At 67.6% G+C, this 15,771-nt stretch carries 13 protein-coding genes; 5 read left to right on the top strand and 8 right to left on the bottom strand.

The annotated features are described in order from the left end of the window. Positions 1-107 precede the first annotated feature (107 nt). The 3 genes from ACFQQD_RS03060 to ACFQQD_RS03050 form a co-directional block, all read right to left on the bottom strand. A complete protein-coding gene (locus tag ACFQQD_RS03060) occupies positions 108-2,105 on the bottom strand; it encodes a BCCT family transporter (RefSeq protein ID WP_378086054.1) in 1,998 nt (665 codons plus the stop codon). 146 nt (positions 2,106-2,251) lie between these two features. Continuing rightward, positions 2,252-3,106 (bottom strand): tRNA (guanosine(46)-N7)-methyltransferase TrmB, encoded by an 855-nt coding sequence (gene trmB / locus ACFQQD_RS03055; RefSeq protein WP_378086052.1) that lies wholly within the window; start codon positions 3,104-3,106, stop codon positions 2,252-2,254. Between the two features lie 29 nt (positions 3,107-3,135). After that, positions 3,136-5,232 carry a penicillin-binding transpeptidase domain-containing protein gene (locus ACFQQD_RS03050; RefSeq protein WP_378086050.1) on the bottom strand — a complete coding sequence of 699 codons (2,097 nt, stop codon included), beginning with the start codon at positions 5,230-5,232 and terminating at the stop codon, positions 3,136-3,138. Between the two features lie 86 nt (positions 5,233-5,318). On the opposite strand from ACFQQD_RS03050, the gene ACFQQD_RS03045 reads away from it, so the two are divergent. Continuing rightward, the gene (locus tag ACFQQD_RS03045; RefSeq protein ID WP_378086048.1) at positions 5,319-5,765 is read left to right on the top strand and encodes a YccF domain-containing protein; all 447 of its coding nucleotides are present in this window, start codon (positions 5,319-5,321) and stop codon (positions 5,763-5,765) included. Here the strand turns inward: ACFQQD_RS03045 and ACFQQD_RS03040 are convergent. After that, the gene (locus tag ACFQQD_RS03040) at positions 5,756-6,475 is read right to left on the bottom strand and encodes a DedA family protein (RefSeq protein WP_378086046.1); all 720 of its coding nucleotides are present in this window, start codon (positions 6,473-6,475) and stop codon (positions 5,756-5,758) included. The genes ACFQQD_RS03045 and ACFQQD_RS03040 overlap by 10 nt on opposite strands. 61 nt (positions 6,476-6,536) lie before the next feature. Here ACFQQD_RS03040 and ACFQQD_RS03035 point away from each other — a divergent pair, with 61 nt between their 5' ends. Then, the gene (locus ACFQQD_RS03035; protein ID WP_378086044.1) at positions 6,537-8,198 is read left to right on the top strand and encodes an alpha/beta-hydrolase family protein; all 1,662 of its coding nucleotides are present in this window, start codon (positions 6,537-6,539) and stop codon (positions 8,196-8,198) included. A 36-nt stretch (positions 8,199-8,234) separates the two neighbouring features. Here ACFQQD_RS03035 and ACFQQD_RS03030 read toward each other — a convergent pair whose 3' ends face one another. Further along, on the bottom strand, positions 8,235-8,843 hold the full coding sequence (locus tag ACFQQD_RS03030; RefSeq protein ID WP_378086042.1) for a class I SAM-dependent methyltransferase: 609 nt from the start codon (positions 8,841-8,843) through the stop codon (positions 8,235-8,237). Between the two features lie 89 nt (positions 8,844-8,932). On the opposite strand from ACFQQD_RS03030, the gene ACFQQD_RS03025 reads away from it, so the two are divergent. Continuing rightward, positions 8,933-9,526, top strand: coding sequence for a hypothetical protein (locus ACFQQD_RS03025; protein ID WP_378086040.1), 594 nt, complete (start codon positions 8,933-8,935; stop codon positions 9,524-9,526). Between the two features lie 103 nt (positions 9,527-9,629). Here the strand turns inward: ACFQQD_RS03025 and ACFQQD_RS03020 are convergent, their stop codons facing one another. Continuing rightward, on the bottom strand, positions 9,630-11,771 hold the full coding sequence (locus tag ACFQQD_RS03020) for a glycoside hydrolase family 15 protein (RefSeq protein ID WP_378086038.1): 2,142 nt from the start codon (positions 11,769-11,771) through the stop codon (positions 9,630-9,632). 59 nt (positions 11,772-11,830) lie between these two features. On the opposite strand from ACFQQD_RS03020, the gene ACFQQD_RS03015 reads away from it, so the two are divergent. Together ACFQQD_RS03015 and ACFQQD_RS03010 are read left to right on the top strand one after the other, a co-directional pair. After that, the gene (locus ACFQQD_RS03015) at positions 11,831-13,297 is read left to right on the top strand and encodes a glucose-6-phosphate dehydrogenase (protein WP_378086036.1); all 1,467 of its coding nucleotides are present in this window, start codon (positions 11,831-11,833) and stop codon (positions 13,295-13,297) included. A gap of 132 nt (positions 13,298-13,429) precedes the next feature. Then, on the top strand, positions 13,430-13,972 hold the full coding sequence (locus ACFQQD_RS03010) for a hypothetical protein (protein WP_378086034.1): 543 nt from the start codon (positions 13,430-13,432) through the stop codon (positions 13,970-13,972). 190 nt (positions 13,973-14,162) lie between these two features. Here ACFQQD_RS03010 and ACFQQD_RS03005 read toward each other — a convergent pair whose 3' ends face one another. Beyond that, a complete protein-coding gene (locus ACFQQD_RS03005; RefSeq protein ID WP_378086032.1) occupies positions 14,163-14,933 on the bottom strand; it encodes an amino acid ABC transporter ATP-binding protein in 771 nt (256 codons plus the stop codon). A gap of 9 nt (positions 14,934-14,942) precedes the next feature. Beyond that, entirely contained in the window at positions 14,943-15,728 is a 786-nt protein-coding gene (locus ACFQQD_RS03000) for an amino acid ABC transporter permease (protein ID WP_378086115.1), read from the bottom strand. Between the last annotated feature and the right edge of the window lie 43 nt (positions 15,729-15,771).

Genomic DNA, 15,771 nt, shown 5'->3' with positions numbered 1-15,771 from the left:
GAAACCCACCATGACTACCTCCCTCTGTGCCACCCCAGCGGTGGCTCACACCGAGGTTGACACAGAGGGAATTGGCCGGGAATTGGGGCACTTTTGACCGCCAGATGTCAGGGGCGGGGGTCGGAGGGGTGAGGATCGGAAGGGCGAGAGGAATCAGCGGGGTCTGGGGCGTTGGAGCTGTCGTGGGCGCCCTCCGGCGTCCAGCCGTCCGCATAGGTGCCAGTCCCGTAGTCGTACTCGACCGGTTCGCCCTGCTCGTCGGTGCGCTGGTACCACTCGGTCACCTCGTCGGCGGTCGAATCGAAGTCAGCGCCGGCGCCGCGACCCTCGGGAGCCTCCCGGACGGACAACTCGAAGTCGTCACCGTGCTCCTCGATGCCCCGGCGGACCGCATTGGACAGCGCCGTCCGGGCGAAGTCGCGGCGGATCGCCATCGGGTCGGTGGACAGGTCCCGCAAGAACGCCACCACCATGAGCAGGAGCACGAGCGAGAACGGCAAGGCGATGAGAATGGTGAGGTTCTGCAGCCCCGTGAGGACAGTTTCGCCGCCGACCAGCAGCATCACCACCGCGATGCCCATCATGCACAGGCCCCAGAAGACCACCACGAGCTTGTTCGGCTCGGGATTGCCGCGTGAGGACATGGTGCCCATCACCACGGACGCGGAGTCTGCGGACGTGATGAAGAAGATCGAGAGTACCGCGATCACGATGAACGGGGTGATCTGGGCGAGCGGCAACTGGTCGAACAAGGTGAACAGCAGCGACTCCGCCGACGCCGATCCATCGGTGCCCTCCACACCGTCGCGGTTCATCCAGATGGCTGCGCCGCCGAAAACGGTGAAGGCGAAGACCAAGATCGAGGTCGGCGCCCCCATGACCACCAGGACGAACTCCCGCAGAGTCCGGCCGCGGGAGATGCGGGCGATGAAGACGCCGACGAAGGGCGTCCAGGCGATCCACCAGGCCCAGTAGAACCCGGTCCAATAGGACTGGAACTCCACCGAGTCCGCACCCCAGGACAGGGACTTGCCCATCATGGAGAACATCTCGTCCGCGTACTCCATGACGCCCGAGGGCAAGAGGTTCAGCAGGAACAGGGTGGGACCGGCGATGAACACGAACAGGACCAGGCCCAACGTCATCAGGATGTTGATGTTGGACAGGTACCGGATGCCGCGGGCCACGCCGGAGACGGCGCTGATGACGAAGGCGGCGGTGAGCACCGCCAGAATGATGATGAGCCCGTTGTTCCTCAGAGGACCGGCTCCCGAGATGATCTCCACGCCCTGGCCGATCTGGATGGCAGCCAGCCCGAGGGTGGCAGCGGTGCCAAAGAGGGTGGCGATGATCGCGAAGATGTCCACGACCTTGCCTGCCAGGCCGTCGGTCTGCCGTGCCCCGAAGAGGGTGCGGAACACGGAACTGATCAGCGGGACACGGCCGCGGCGGTAGGAGGCGTAGGCGATGGCGCCACCGACCAGGGCATACATGGCCCAGGCATGCAGGCCCCAGTGGAAGTGGGACTGGGCCACGGCCTGGTGCAGAGCGGCGTCCGTGCCGGCGGCCACGGTGTCCGGCGGCGGGGAGAGATAGTGGGAGAGGGGTTCGGAGGGTCCGAAGAAAAAGATCCCGACGCCGATTCCCACACCGAACATCATGGCCACCCAGGAGAACCGAGAGAACTCCGGCTCCTCGTCGTCACGGCCCAGCCGGATCTTGCCGAAGCGGCTGAAGCCGATGAACAGCATGGCCCCGAGGGCCACGATGGCGGTGATGTTCAGCAGCCAGCCGGCGTTGGTCATGGACCAGCCGAAGGCGGAGGCAGAGACGTCGGACACGGACTCCGGCGACATGACGCCCCACGTCACGAAGGCGACGATCAAGACACCGGTGATGCTGAAGACGAGCTTGTCCAGCCCGAAGCGGTTGCGCTGCTCGTCCACGCCGATTCCCGGCACCAGGCCGGGGTGGATGTCATGCGGATAAATCCCGACGGCGCCGTGAGTTGGGTGGGAACCGGTCTGCGGACCCTCCGTCGTCGCCGCGGAGGATGAGTCTGAGGCGGGGTCTGGGCGGGCGGAGGAGGGCGTGGTGTCGGGCACCGTGGTCCCTTCGTCATGACCTGCCCATACCGCCGGGCGCTCAGGGCGCTCGCTGGCACGCTGGGCGGAGGCCGGTGGATGATTCGACGTACCAGTATTGCCGGTAGGCCGTACAGGTGCAAAGGCGCTCGAAGAGTGGAACGGGCTCAGGTCCTGCGGTAGGTGAGATCGAAGATCAAGCGGCCGGCCCGCAGCGCCTTGTTCTCGAAACTGGTCAGCGGACGCCCGTCGAACCGGGGGGCCCAGCCGCCGTCGGGATCCGCTGCCTCCGCTTCCGGCCAGGGCTCCTTGCCCTCCAGTCCCTGCGAACGGACGGCGAAGAGCGGACTGTCCGCTCCGGCGAGCCGGCCGGGGTGGAGGTTCTCGAACGCGTCGTTGGCCTCCATCACCGCGCGCATCTGCTCGGCATAGCTGGACCAGTCGGTCGCCAACCGCAGGACGCCGCCGGGGGCCAGGACGCGGGACACCCGTTCGGCGAACGACGGCGAGACGAGGCGACGCTTGTGATGCCGGGTCTTGTGCCACGGGTCGGGGAAGAACACCCAGACCTCCTGGACGCCGCCCTCGGGCAGGAGATGGTCGAGGACCTCCGGGGCGTTGGCCTGGATGCCGCGGATGTTCTCCAGGCCTTCGTCCTCGATGCGCACGAGCAGAGCCGCCAGACCGGGGGTGTAGACCTCCACCGCGATGATGTTCCAGTCGGGGTGGTCGGTGGCTGCCTGCGCGGTGGATTCACCCAGGCCTGAGCCGATGTCCACCAGGAGCGGGGCGGTGCGGCCGAAGACGGCGGACCAGTCGACCTCGGCGCCGGCGGCCACGGAGGTGCTGGCGCGTTCGCGGGGGACCTCCACGATGTACTGGGCATGCGAACGGTCCCAGGTCTTCTGCCGGCGCGGGTTCAACCGGTCGCCGCGTCGCACGAAGGACACCGGCTCACTGCGGTAGAGGTGCGGGTCCGGGCGATCTCCGGCGTTGCTCGGGGTGCTCTGTTCGCTCGTCATCAGGAGATCCAGGGTACCGTCTCAGCTTCTCAGCCCTCGGACGGCATGATCTCCTCGATCTCGGTCAGGAAGTCCGCCACCACGGGCCCATTGTCATGACCGCCGCCCAGGCCTTCGTTGAAGAACAGGGCCACGGCCAGGTCTCCATGAATGGCGATGAGCCACGTGTGGGCGAGGTCCTCACCGTCGGCCACGAACTGGGCCGTGCCGGTCTTGGCCAGCACCGGGGCGCCGGGAACCTCCTGCAGCATGGTGGCCGTGCCCTCGGACACGACGCCGGACATCAGCTCCCGCAGCTGTTCGGCCTCCTCCTCGGTGATGCCGTTCTCCGGAGCCGGTGCTGTCTCGATCGCCGGATCCGAGACGAAGACGGGCCGGACGGTCTTGCCGGCCGCCACCGACGCCGCCACCGTCGCCATGCCGAGCGGGGAGGCCTCCACCACGCCCTGGCCGAAGAGATTGGCGGCGTGCTCGGTGCCCGTGGAGTCTTTCGGGACGGAGCCCAGGAACACCGAGTCCAGTCCCGTCTCAGGATCCTCGGCCAGTCCCAGGGCGTTGGCCGCTGCCGCCTCATCGGCCGAGGTCACCTCCTCGTGGGACCCCACGAACACCGTGTTGCAGGACTGGGCGAACGCCTCGGAGAAGGGAATCTCGCCGACGGAGGAGACCGGGTACTCGTCGTAGTTGCCCACCACCATGCCGTTGACGTTGATCGTGGCGGGGCACTGCACGGGGGTGTCCGCGGTCATGCCGGAACGCAGCAGGGCGAGGCTGGTGACCACTTTGAAGGTGGAGCCGGGAGCGAAGGATCCGGAGACCGCCACCGGCCAGCCCTCCGGACTGGACGCCGCGGCCAGCACGTGGCCGTCCGAGGGGCGCATGGCCACCAGGCCGGCAGGAACATCGGAGGCGGCGACGACGGCCTCGGCCTCCCGCTGAATGTCCCGGTTCAGCGTGGACGTCAGCTCCTGGCCGGGCACCGGCTCGCTCGTGAAGAGCACCCGGTCCGCGTCGTCACCCTCATTGTCGACCCGAATCTCCACCCCCGGCGTGCCGGCCAGGCGGTCCTCCCAAGTGGCCTGCAGCCCGGAGAGCCCCACCTCGACACCGGAGGTCAGTTCACCGTCGGAGGCCTCGATCTGTTCGGCGTTGGGCTCACCGAAAGTGCCGAGGACGTCTCGCGCGAAGGAGCGGGTGGGCGCCAGGACGGCCGTGTCCTCGATAATTCGTCCGCCGGGAATCTCGGCCATCTCGTTCTCAGGGATATAGGTGGCACCGTCGACGCGCAGGGTGATGGCCTCGATGAAGGCCTCGTCGCCGGCCGCCTCCGCCCGGGCGACGAAGTCCTCGATGTTCACTCCGGCCACGTCGGCGACCTGCTGAGCCGCACTGGCGATCTGCGAGGATTCCACACGAGCCTTGTCCAGGCCCAGGATGGCCACGTTCCGCTCCATCATGAGCGGCTCGTTCTCGCCGTCCAGGATGCTGCCGCGTTCAGCCGGGGTCGTGGTGAGGTGGACGGTGCCGCCCTCGGCCAACTCGGGTACCGCGCTCTGTGGCGTGAGGTCCACCAACCACTCTTGAGCTTCCTCGTCCCAGCGCAGATCCGTCGTGGTCTGGTAGGACCAGTTCCCCGCCGAGGTGCCCGAGTTCCCCGAGCTGCCTGAGTTGCCTGAGTTGTCTGATCCATCCGAACCGTCCGAGCTGTCCGAGCTGTCCGAGCTGGAGGTGGGGCTTGTGGTGGGGCTGGCGGTGGGACTGGCAGAGGGACTGGCCTGACCGCCGAGTGCCTCGTTCACGTTCCAGTCTACGGTCAGCGTGGCCGTGGCGAGATTGCTGTCCTCGCCGTCCACCTCCGCCGAGCCCACGGACACCTCCCGCTGCAGACCCTCGGTCTCGTCCAGCTCTGCCAGGGCTTCCTCGATGTGCTCGGGGACCTCCTCGGACCCGGCGGTGAGCGGAACGGAGGAGTAGTCGCCTGAGGCCACCGCGGAGGCCAGGGCCGTCGCGGCCTCTTGCGGGGAGGGCCGTGAGTCGCCGAAGCACCCGGTGGCGGTCAGCAGCAACGCCGAGGTGAGTCCCAGAGCAGCGGTGGATCGGACCCGACGGCGCGTGGATGGTGACATGTGGTTCCCCTCTGGACCCTGGCCGGGCCTGGATAGACCCTGAAATGACTATCGCCAGGGTAGTGGCAATCTGAGACCATGGAGCCATGAATCGCCCCCTGAACCTCCTGCTCAACATCATCTGGCTCGTTTTCGGCGGTCTGTGGTTGTCGCTGGGCTATTTCCTGGCGGGAGTGGCGTGCTGCGTGCTGATCATCACGATCCCGTTCGGTGTCGCCTCGTTCCGGATCGCCGGCTACGCGCTGTGGCCCTTCGGCCGCACGGTGGTCAACTCGCAGCCCACCATGGGCTTGGTCACGGGCATCGGCAACCTCATCTGGTTCATCGTCGCAGGGCTGTGGATCGCGATCGGTCACGTGCTGACGTCGATCCCGATGTTCCTCTCGATCATCGGCATCCCGTTGGGCCTGGCCAATCTGCGGATGATCCCGGTCTCGCTGGTACCGCTGGGCAAGCGGATCGTGGACTCCGGCGTCGCCCGGTCTCTGCCCCAGTACATCCCCACCTCTCGCGCGGGCGCCGGCTACCGCTGATCCACGGGGCCAGCGCCCCGGTCGTCCGCTGTGCCCGTGCCGCTGCTGCGGCGTCGGTTACGGAGAATTCGCCGCACGATCCACAGCAGCACCAGGACGACGACGGCGACCAGCACGATCGTGGAGAAGCCGTCCGCGTAGTCCGCGACCAGGTGCCACTGTTCGCCGAGCAGATAGCCGCCCCAGACGAACAGCGAGTTCCACAGTCCCGAACCGATCAGCGTGAACAGGATGAACAGTCCGAGGTGCATCCGCTCGATCCCGGCCGGAATCGAGATCAGTGAGCGGAAGACCGGCACCATCCGTCCCACCAGCACGGTCGTGTAGCCGTGCCGATGGAACCAGCGTTCGGATCTCTCCACGTCCTCCCGGTCCACCAGGGGCAGCCGGTCCGCCACGAGATACAGCCGCCGGCGCCCGAGCCATGCCCCCAGGCCATAGAGCAGCAGGGCGCCGACGACGGAGCCCAGCGTGGCCCAAGCGGTCGCCTCCCACGGGCTGAAGGCGCCGCTGGCCGCCGTGAAGCCGGCCAAGGGCAGAATCAGCTCGGAGGGGATGGGCGGGAAGAGATTCTCCGCGAAGACGGCGACGGCCACTCCGATCGGGCCGATGGCCTCCATGATCGACACCACGATGTCCCCGAGCCAGCCGTACGAGGCCCCCGCCGCACCCGAATCTGCGCCCGACGCGGTGGACGTCAGAAGAGTCATACAGGTCATTGTCGGGCAACAGAAACCGGAACAGAACGCGTCATGCACCCATAATGGGGTCATGCGGTTGAGACCCGACGCGGCCGGGGTGATAGGCGCCCATGTCATGAGCTGGGTCTCGCTGTCTCCAAGTTTCATTCCCCGCACGTGGTGGATGACCTCCGTGGCGATGGGGATCTCTCAGTCTCTGGGTTACTTCGTGGGTGCGGCGGGGCGCACGGCGGCCCGTGGGCTCGGCAGGGCGGTGGGCGTCTCGGTCACTGTCGACCAGGAGAAGGCCGCCCCCGTCGTCCGGGCGGTGCCGTGGGTGATGTTCGGTATCAGCGGACTGTCCTGGCTGCACAACCTCCGAGCCCAGGCCGAGATCGCCGGGCTGATGGAGACCCGTCCCATCCGCACGCGTGAACACTTGGTCGGCGTCCTCGGGGGACTGGTGCTCACCACCGGGCTCGTGTCCGCGGGCAGGGGCGTCAATGCCATCGCCACCAGCGTGTCCAGAGGCCTCAAGCCGCTGTTGCCGGAGCCGGTGGCCGCCGTCGTGGGCATCAGCGCCACCGCCACGGGTACGGCTTTCGTCTTGGACAAGGTCGTTTACCGCCGGTTGCTGGAGCGACTGTCCAAGGCCGCTCAGGAGACCAACGCCAAGCTGTTGCCCGGCCGGGTCCCCCCGGTGGAGCCGGAGCGTTCCGGGTCCGAAGCCTCCTATGAGGCCTGGGGCACGCTGGGATCCAAGGGCCAGGCCGTGGTCTCCGACGGGCCGCGTGCCGTGGACATCGAAGAGGCCACGGGTCAGCCGGCCATGACGCCGATCCGGGCCTATGCCGGGTGGCGGGAAGGCCGGGACCTGGAGGCCACGGCCGCCGCCGTCGTCGCCGAACTGCACCGCACGGGAGGGTTCGAGCGCGAGGTGCTGCTGATGCTGACCACGACCGGCACCGGCTGGCTGCAGGAATGGTCGGCCTCGTCCGTGGAGTTTCTCACCGGTGGCAACTGCGCGCTCGCCGCGATGCAGTACACCTATCTGCCGTCCGGTGTGGCGTTCTTCGCCGACCGAACCACACCCGTCCTCGCCGCCTCCGTGCTGCTCTCGGCCATCGAGGCCGAACTCGAGAAGAGGCCGCCCGAGCGCCGGCCCCAGCTGCTGGTGGGTGGCGAATCACTGGGCGCCCTCGGCGGCACCCAAGCCTTCGACGGTCTTGAAGACATGATCAAACGGGTGGACGGTGCTGTCTGGTCCGGGCTGCCGCGGTTCTCCGACTTCTGGCAGTCGTTGGTTCCCTTCCGCCGTCGCGGTACCCCCGAAGTCGCCCCCGTGGTCGACGACGGCCGGCACGTCCGGTTCGCCACCAAGCCCGAGGACCTGCTCACGGACATCACCGGGGTGCCCTTCGGCGAGTGGAGGTATCCGCGGATCGTCGTGGCCCAGCACGCCTCCGACCCGGTGGTCTGGTGGAGCCCCGATCTGTTGTGGCGCGAACCGGACTGGGCCAAGGAGAAGGCGGGACTGGACGTCTCGCGCTACCTGCAGTGGCAACCCTGGGTGACGTTCTGGCAGGTCGCCTCGGACATGCCGCAGTCCGTCTCGGTCCCCGGCGGTCACGGGCACCGCTACGTCGAGGACATGCTGCAGTACTGGGCCGCGGTCCTCGGCAAGGACCCTCTCACGGACCTGTCCAAGATCGCTCAGGCGATCCGGCGCACGATCGTGCCGAACTTCGCCTGAGCTCCGGCCGGGTCAGCGGGTCAGCGGGCCAACCGATCAGCGGGCCAGCACCGCCACCAGGAAGTCGGACTCCTCGGACCAGGGATCGAGCTGCCACGTGCTGAACCGGCTCTGGAGCTGGAAGCCGGCCCGGCCGGCGTCGTCCACGAAGTCCCCGAACGCATAGCCGCGTCCCGCGCCGAAGCCGATCACGGCGCGTCCGCCGTCCCGCAGCAGCGAGAAGAGATGCCGCAGGACGTCGTCACGGGAACCGGGGGAGAGGAAGCCGAAGACGTTGCCGGCGGAGAAGACCAGGTCGAAGGGCTCCTGTTCGCCGAGCTCGGCCAAGGCCGCCGCATCCAGAGTTTCCAGATCGGCCACGTGCCAGTCGGCCTCCGGGTGGTCCTCGCGGGCGACCTCGATCAGGTATTCGTCCAGATCCACGCCCGTCACCCGGTGCCCGGCCCGCGCCAGGTAACCGCCCACGCGGCCGGTGCCGCAGCCGGCGTCGAGGATGCGGGCCCCTCGAGAGGCCACGGCGTCGATCAGCCGCGCCTCGCCGTCGAGGTCCACTCCCTCAGCCGCCAGATTCCGCCATCGCTCGGCGTAGCGACGGGAATGGTCGGGGTCATTGCTCACCATTCGTGCCCAGGTATTCTCGGTCATGGTGACAGTATCCCGCCTCAGTCACCGCTTCCAGCCCGGTAGTTATAGGCTGGCCCTGGAACCAGACGGACCATTGGAAGGAATTTCCCATGAGCATCGCGCAGCTCCCCCTTCGGCTGACCGCCGGCGCTTTCATTCTCAACTCGGGCATCAACAAGACCAAGCTCTCGGAAGAGCAGGCCGAACAGTTGCGGGACCTGGGCTCCAATGGTGTCCCATTCCTCAAGGACCTGACTCCGAAGCAGTTCAAGCAGTTCCTCAGCGCCACTGAGATCGGCATCGGCGCCGCGTGCTTGCTTCCGTTCGTGCCGGGCTGGCTGGCCGGTGCTGCCGTGACGGCGTTCTCCGGTGGACTGATGGCCATGTACAAGAACACCGACTTCATGACCGAGTCCGATGGCATCCGCCCGTCCGAAGAGGGCACCGCCGTGGCCAAGGACGTCTTCCTCTTCGGCATCGGCACGTCACTGATGATCGACGGCGCCGTGAACCGCACCGGTCGCAAGAACGCCTCCGCCGCCAAGCGCGCCAAGAAGCTCGAGGCCGCCACCGAGTCCAAGGTCGCCGCCATCGAGGCCGCCAAGGCCCAGCGGACCGAGGCCATTGCCAAGGCCCGCGACGAGCAGATTGAGGCCCTGCGCACCGCTCGCAAGGAGATGCAGCAGGCTCGCAAGAGCGTCTGAGCAGGTCCGTCCGCATCTGGTCCGTCCGCATCTGGTTCTCCGCACCAGGTGAGCGAGACCGGGCGAGCTCAGCGAAGGCCCGCGGCCCGCATGACAGGAGATGTCACTCGGGGAGGCCGCGGGCCTTTTCTGTTGTCTCCGCCGTTTCTGTTGCTTCCGCGGTTTCTGCTGCCCCGGCGGTTTCAATGGCATCCGCGGCGCGAATGAGCGCCAGGTGGGAGAAAGCCTGGGGAAAGTTTCCGGCTAGCCGCCCGGAGGTGGCGTCGAACTCCTCGGCCAGAAGTCCCAGGTCATTGGCGCAGGCACACAGCCTGGTCATGGTGTCCTCGGCCTCGGTCAGCCGCCCGGAGTTCGCATATTGTTCCACGAGCCAGAAGGAGCAGATGAGGAACGCGTACTCGTGGCCTTCCAACCCGTCGCGCCCCGAGGCCGTGCGATAGCGGTGGACCAGGCCACCCTCGCCCAACAGATCCCGTTCGATGAGCGCCACGGTGCCGAGCATCTTCGGGTCAGTGGCGTCCAGGAATCCGGTGTGCGGCAGTTGGAGGAGGGAAGCATCCACCTCTGTCCCGCCATAGGTCTGTGTGAAAGAGTTCAGCGCGGGATTGAATCCGTGTTCCAGGATCTCCGCGCGCAAGTGATCGCGGTGCCGGATCCACTGCTCCACGTCCCCGTCCCGGCCGTGCTCCGTGACGGCCCGGATCCCCTCGTTGAAGGCCGCCCACATCATCACGCGCCCATGGGTGAAGTAGTGCGGTTCACCGCGCATCTCCCAGATGCCGTGGTCCTTTTGGTCGATGTTGCGCACGCAGAAGGAGAGCAGTGACTTCTGCAGGCCCCAGGAGTACTCGTCCTCGGCCACTCCCGCATCCCGGAGGGTCGCCAGGGCCAGCATGACCTCGCCGACCACATCAGCCTGATACTGCTCGGCCGCACCGTTGCCGATCCGCACCGGCCTGGACTCGGCATACCCGGAGAGGTGGTCCAGTTCCTTCTCGTCCAGCTGCCGCTCACCGCCGAGTCCGTACATGATCCGCAACTGATCCGGGTCCCCGGCCACCGCGCGCAACAGCCACGACCGCCAGTGCAGGGCGCCCTCGGTGAAGCCGTGGGAAACCAGGACTTCGATGGTCAGTGCCGCATCGCGGAGCCACGTGTAGCGGTAATCCCAGTTGCGCGAGCCGCCGAACTCCTCGGGCAAAGACGTGGTCGGGGCGGCCACGATCCCGCCGGTCCGAAAATTGGTCAGTGCTCTCAACACCAGCAGCGAGCGCGACACCAGGTGCTCTTGTGGGGAGTCGACCTTCAGTCGGGAGGCCCAGTCGGTCCAGAACTCCTGCGTCATGGTCTGAGCGATGGACGGCTCCCGGGGCACCGGAGGAGTGTCCCAGGACGGGAACCACGTCAGGGTCCAGTCCCGTCGCTCGCCGGCGCGCAGGCGGAATCGCCCGGCCAGCCGGGGCGCGGGGCTGCCGCCGTGATCGGGGCTGTCTTCCGGATGCTCGTCTTCGATTTCGCGTCCCGGTTCAGCGTCGCCACTGACGGGGTTCCCGACGCCGGATCCTCCTTGTGAGCCGCCGGCCGCCTCGCCGCTCCGGTCGTCGTCGGCGGTCGGACGGGTGGTGGCGTAGAGCAAAGGCCCGGAGAGGAGAACCCCGTCCGGGCCGGCCGTGCACAACAGGGCCGAACCTTCTCCGCCGGGCGCGTCCACCCGGCGGAACCAGGGCAGGGAACGGGCATAGTCGAAACGGATGCGCAGATCGTGCTCCACGACCACTTCGCCGGTCAGACACTCCACCCGGCGGTACAAGTCGTGCTGCCGGTCCGCCGGGGGCAGGAAATCGGTGACTCTGACAGTTCCAGTGGGTGTGCTCCAGAGGGTTTCGAGGATGAAAGTGCGAGGAAGATAGCGGCGCTCAACCACCTCGCCGTCGACGGCCCAGAGTTTCCACCGGCCGTCGTCGGGACCGCCCAGCAGTGCGGTGAACATGGCCGGGGAATCGAAGCGCGGTAGGCACAGCCAGTCGATCGAGCCGCCGCGGGAGACCAACGGTCCGGTGCTCAGGTCCGAGAGCAACGCGTAGTCCTCGAGCGGTGTGGCGCCAGCGAAAGGTCCAGCGCCGTGAGCAGTACCATCCCGGTTGCCGTCAGGGGCAGTTTCGGGGGCCTCTCCCGGTGAGGCTCCGGGCCGGTTGGCTGGGTCGTTGGTCGAGTGTGCGGGCGGGGTGGCCATCTGGTCCGTCATGTCCCCTGTATATCGAATGGCCGGTTCCCGGCACAGGGTCCGGCCGATACGGTGAGACCATGAGCGAGGCGAGAACCCCCACCAACGTGCGCACTCTGGTGATCTTCGGGGCCGGCGGCGACCTCACCCGACGGCTGTTGCTCCCTGGCCTGGCCACGTGCCTGACCGCCGGGGTACCGGAACGGGGCATCGCCGTCGTCGGGGCTGGGCTGCGTGAGCCGGAGGACTTCACCGAGATGGTGCGCGAGGCCTTCGCGAGTGAACTCGGGGCCGAGCAACGGAACCGGCCTGCCGTGCGCGAGACCCTCGAGTCCGTCCGTTGGATCACCGCGGACGCCACCGACCCCGACCACCTGTCGTCGCTGCTGGATCAGGTGGAGGGGCCGGTCGGGCTGTATTTCGCTCTGCCTCCGTCAGTGACGGTCGCCTCGTGTGAGGCTCTCTCGGGGCTTCATGCCTCGGGACGACTGCCGGAGGACACCGTGCTCGTGCTGGAGAAGCCGTTCGGCACGGACCTCGACTCGGCGCGCGAACTCAATGCGTTGTTGGCGGGGTTCATCCCGGAGGAGCGGGTCTTCCGCGTGGATCATTTCCTCGGCCTGCCCGGAGTGTTGGGCTTCATCGGTCTGCGCTTCGCCAACCGGATCCTGGAACCGCTGTGGAACCGCGAGCACATCGAGAAGATCGAGATCGTGTTCGATGAGACGTTGGGACTCGAGGGCCGGGCCGGATTCTACGACTCCACCGGTGCCGCGAGGGACATGATCCAGTCGCACCTGCTCCAGGTCATGGGGCTGGTGATGATGGACCCGCCGACCCGTTTCGACGGAGTGGAGATCCCGGCCAACACCGCACACGTCTTGCGGGCGGCCCGGCTGTGGCCGGGTTCGAAGGACGCCAAGGACGCCGAGGACGCCGAGGGTGTCCCTTCGCGTGACGTTCCCTCGGTTGATGTTCCCGCGGTGGTGCGCGGCCGGTACACCGAGGGGACGGTCGAGGGGCGGCGGATGCCCTCCTACGTGGATGAGGAGGGGGTGGACCCCGACGCCGAGACGGAGACCTTCGCGCAGGTGGTCCTCGAGGTGGATTCCTGGCGCTGGAACGGGGTGCCGGTGGTGCTGCGTTCCGGCAAGGCCATCGGTTCGCCGCGGCAGGAGATCGCCGTCTTCTTTCGGAGACCGCCGCACGACTACGAGCAGTTTCCCTCGGCGGAGCCGCTGCCCACAGACGTTCTCCGCGTCGGCTTCGAGGACGAGAGCATCCAGCTGGAGCTCAACGCGGGCGGGCCGTTCGATTCTCGCGGCATGACCCGCGCGGTGCTGTCGGCCGAACTGCCCGAGCCCGGACTGACCGCCTACGGGTCAGTGCTGCGGTGGATCCTGGAGGGCAAGCGCGCTTTCACCGTCCGCGGTGACGGTGCCGAGGAGGGCTGGCGCATCATGGCGGCGATCGCGGGCGAATTCGACTCCGGCGCGGCCCCGTTGCAGGACTACGAGGCCGGATCAGGCGGGCCCGTCCAGCCCTGACCGGCCCTGCGCAGCCGTGACCGGACCTGACCACCGGTGACCGGCCCTGCCCACCTGTGACCGAAATCGGGTCGGAGTCGGAGTTGCCCCTCGCATTCCCGGTGGGGCGGGACTGTGCGGCACAATGGGCGCATGGCATTCAACGGTGAACCCCGCGAACCCACTGGTTCCCTCGTGGACCGCCCAGAGGGCCCGACCATCCAGATCCAGCGGTCCCTCCCGCACCCACAGGAAGATGTGTGGAGTCATCTGGTCGACCCCGAATTGCTTCGCTGGTACGGCACCTACACCGGGGACCCTGATTCCGGCAGTGTGCAACTGATCAGGGCCGAAGCACCCGATCAGCCCGTCGAGTGCACCATCGAACTCTGCGAGCGACCATCCCAGTTGCACGTCACGCTCCACCACCCCGCAGGAACTGATCGCCGTGTGCAGGTGTCCCTGGACCGCGATCTGGACGCCTCCGGCACCGACCTGATCCTTCGCGCGCCGCTGCCCGGGAATGCCGAACAGGCCGGCGATCTCGGACCCACCTGGGAGTACTACCTCGACCGCCTGAGCGTGGCTCTAGAAGGGGGCGACATGGACGAGGTCGACTTCGCCGACTTCCACCCGGGACAGAAGGACAACTACACCCCCGAGGCCCGCCCGGCGCGGCAGACCGGACTGGGCTAGCGCCGACGAGCCGGCAGCATTCGGGGTAGCGCCGCAGGATTCGCGCTGATCCTGACCACTCGCAGTCAAGATGACAGCGAGCCGTCAGGATCGGCACGACAACCGAAGACCGCTGCGCCACACTCAGTCACGGCGCGCAGTCACGGGATGCGGTTACGGCACGCAGTCACGGCACCCCGTCCAGAACTCTCTAGAGCTCCACGTGTGTGGGGTTCAGCACGCGGCGCAGGAAGTCCTGAGTTCGAGGCTGCGTGGGGGAGCCGATGACCTGTTCAGCCGGCCCCTCTTCCACCACGACTCCACCGTCCATGAACACCACCCGGTCCGCCACCTCGCGGGCGAAGGCCATCTCGTGCGTGACCACGAGCATGGTCATGCCGGCGTCGGCCAAGCCGCGCATCACGGACAGGACCTCGCCCACGGTCTCGGGATCCAGCGCGGAGGTCGGCTCATCGAACAGCATCAGCTGCGGGTCCATGGACAGCGCCCGGGCGATGGCCACGCGCTGCTGCTGGCCACCGGAGAGCTGGTCCGGATAGCGGTCCTCGAAGCCCTCCAGCCCCACGCGGCGCAGATTCTCCCGGGCGACGTCGGCCGCGGTGGCTTTCGCTCGTCCGAGCACCTTGGTCTGGGCGACAGTGCAGTTCTCCAGCACGGACAGGTGCGGGAAGAGGTTGAACTGCTGAAACACCATGCCGACGCTGCGGCGCATGGCGTTGAGGTCCACCTCGGGGTCGGTGGCGTCGAAGCCGCTGACCCTCACGGTGCCGGCGTTGGGCGTCTCCAGCAGATTCACGCAGCGCAGCACAGTTGACTTGCCGGACCCCGAAGGTCCGACGAGGCAGACGACTTCGCCGGGGGCGACGCTCAGGTTGATGCCCTTGAGGACCTCGTTGCGGCCGAAGGATTTGTGCAGGCCGGTGATGGTGACTCCGCCGGCGTGGGGATTGGGGTGGGTCATCGTGGCCTCTCAGACGCGGGTGCGGTTGGTGCGGGACTCGAACCTGCGCGCCAGCAGGGACAGCGGAACGGTGATGATCAGATACATGACACCGGCCACCAGTACCGGAGTCAGGCCGGCGTCGAGGGCGGTGATGCCGTCACGGCCGAACTTGGTCAGCTCGTACTCGTGCGCGGCCAGGCCCAGCACGTAAACCAGCGAGGAGTCCTTGGTCAGCAGAATGATCTCGTTGGTCAGGGGCGGCAGCACGAGGCGGAAGGCCTGGGGGATGACGATGGTGACCATCGCCCTCCAGGCCGGCATGCCGAGAGAGCGCGCCGCCTCGGTCTGGCCCTTCGGCACGGCCTGCAGTCCGGCGCGGAGCGTCTCGGCGATGTAGGCCGAGGACACCATGCCCAGTGAGACCATCACGACCACCGGAATCGGCCACTGGACGCCGAAGGCGAAGGGCACGCCGTAACCGAAGGTGATGAAGACCAACAGGGCCGGCAGCCCGCGGAAGAGCTCAATGTAGGCGGTGGCCAGCCAACGGTAGGGCGGGAAGGAAGAGAGCCGCATCAGGGCCAAGATCAGTCCGCCGAGCAGGCCGACCACGAAGGACGACACCGTGTACAGGATGGTGTTGCCCAGGCCGATGAGGAAGATGTCCGGGAACAGCGGACCGGTCTCGGCGAAGTTGAACACGGACTGCCCGAGGGTCGGCCAATCCATGAGGAGCAACAGCAGGACGATGGCCAGGACGAAGATGCCCGCCTGGATGCCCAGCGAGATCTGCCGCCGGCGCCGGACCGTCAGCTTGCGCGCCGGTGCGGGTCCCGTGTCCGGTTCGGAGGAGGGG

The organism is Citricoccus sp. GCM10030269 (assembly GCF_042665635.1).
Lineage (GTDB): Bacteria > Actinomycetota > Actinomycetes > Actinomycetales > Micrococcaceae > Citricoccus.
This window is presented reverse-complemented; position numbering and strand designations above follow the sequence as displayed.

What these genes read in the sequence shown, in the direction of transcription:
- trmB (WP_378086052.1), bottom strand. Translation starts at nt 3,106, where the DNA reads ATGACGAGCGAACAGAGCACCCCGAGCAACGCCGGAGATCGCCCGGAC.
- ACFQQD_RS03050 (WP_378086050.1), bottom strand. Translation starts at nt 5,232, where the DNA reads ATGTCACCATCCACGCGCCGTCGGGTCCGATCCACCGCTGCTCTGGGA.
- ACFQQD_RS03045 (WP_378086048.1), top strand. Translation starts at nt 5,319, where the DNA reads ATGAATCGCCCCCTGAACCTCCTGCTCAACATCATCTGGCTCGTTTTC.
- ACFQQD_RS03040 (WP_378086046.1), bottom strand. Translation starts at nt 6,475, where the DNA reads ATGACTCTTCTGACGTCCACCGCGTCGGGCGCAGATTCGGGTGCGGCG.
- ACFQQD_RS03035 (WP_378086044.1), top strand. Translation starts at nt 6,537, where the DNA reads ATGCGGTTGAGACCCGACGCGGCCGGGGTGATAGGCGCCCATGTCATG.
- ACFQQD_RS03030 (WP_378086042.1), bottom strand. Translation starts at nt 8,843, where the DNA reads ATGACCGAGAATACCTGGGCACGAATGGTGAGCAATGACCCCGACCAT.
- ACFQQD_RS03025 (WP_378086040.1), top strand. Translation starts at nt 8,933, where the DNA reads ATGAGCATCGCGCAGCTCCCCCTTCGGCTGACCGCCGGCGCTTTCATT.
- ACFQQD_RS03020 (WP_378086038.1), bottom strand. Translation starts at nt 11,771, where the DNA reads ATGACGGACCAGATGGCCACCCCGCCCGCACACTCGACCAACGACCCA.
- ACFQQD_RS03015 (WP_378086036.1), top strand. Translation starts at nt 11,831, where the DNA reads ATGAGCGAGGCGAGAACCCCCACCAACGTGCGCACTCTGGTGATCTTC.
- ACFQQD_RS03010 (WP_378086034.1), top strand. Translation starts at nt 13,430, where the DNA reads ATGGCATTCAACGGTGAACCCCGCGAACCCACTGGTTCCCTCGTGGAC.
- ACFQQD_RS03005 (WP_378086032.1), bottom strand. Translation starts at nt 14,933, where the DNA reads ATGACCCACCCCAATCCCCACGCCGGCGGAGTCACCATCACCGGCCTG.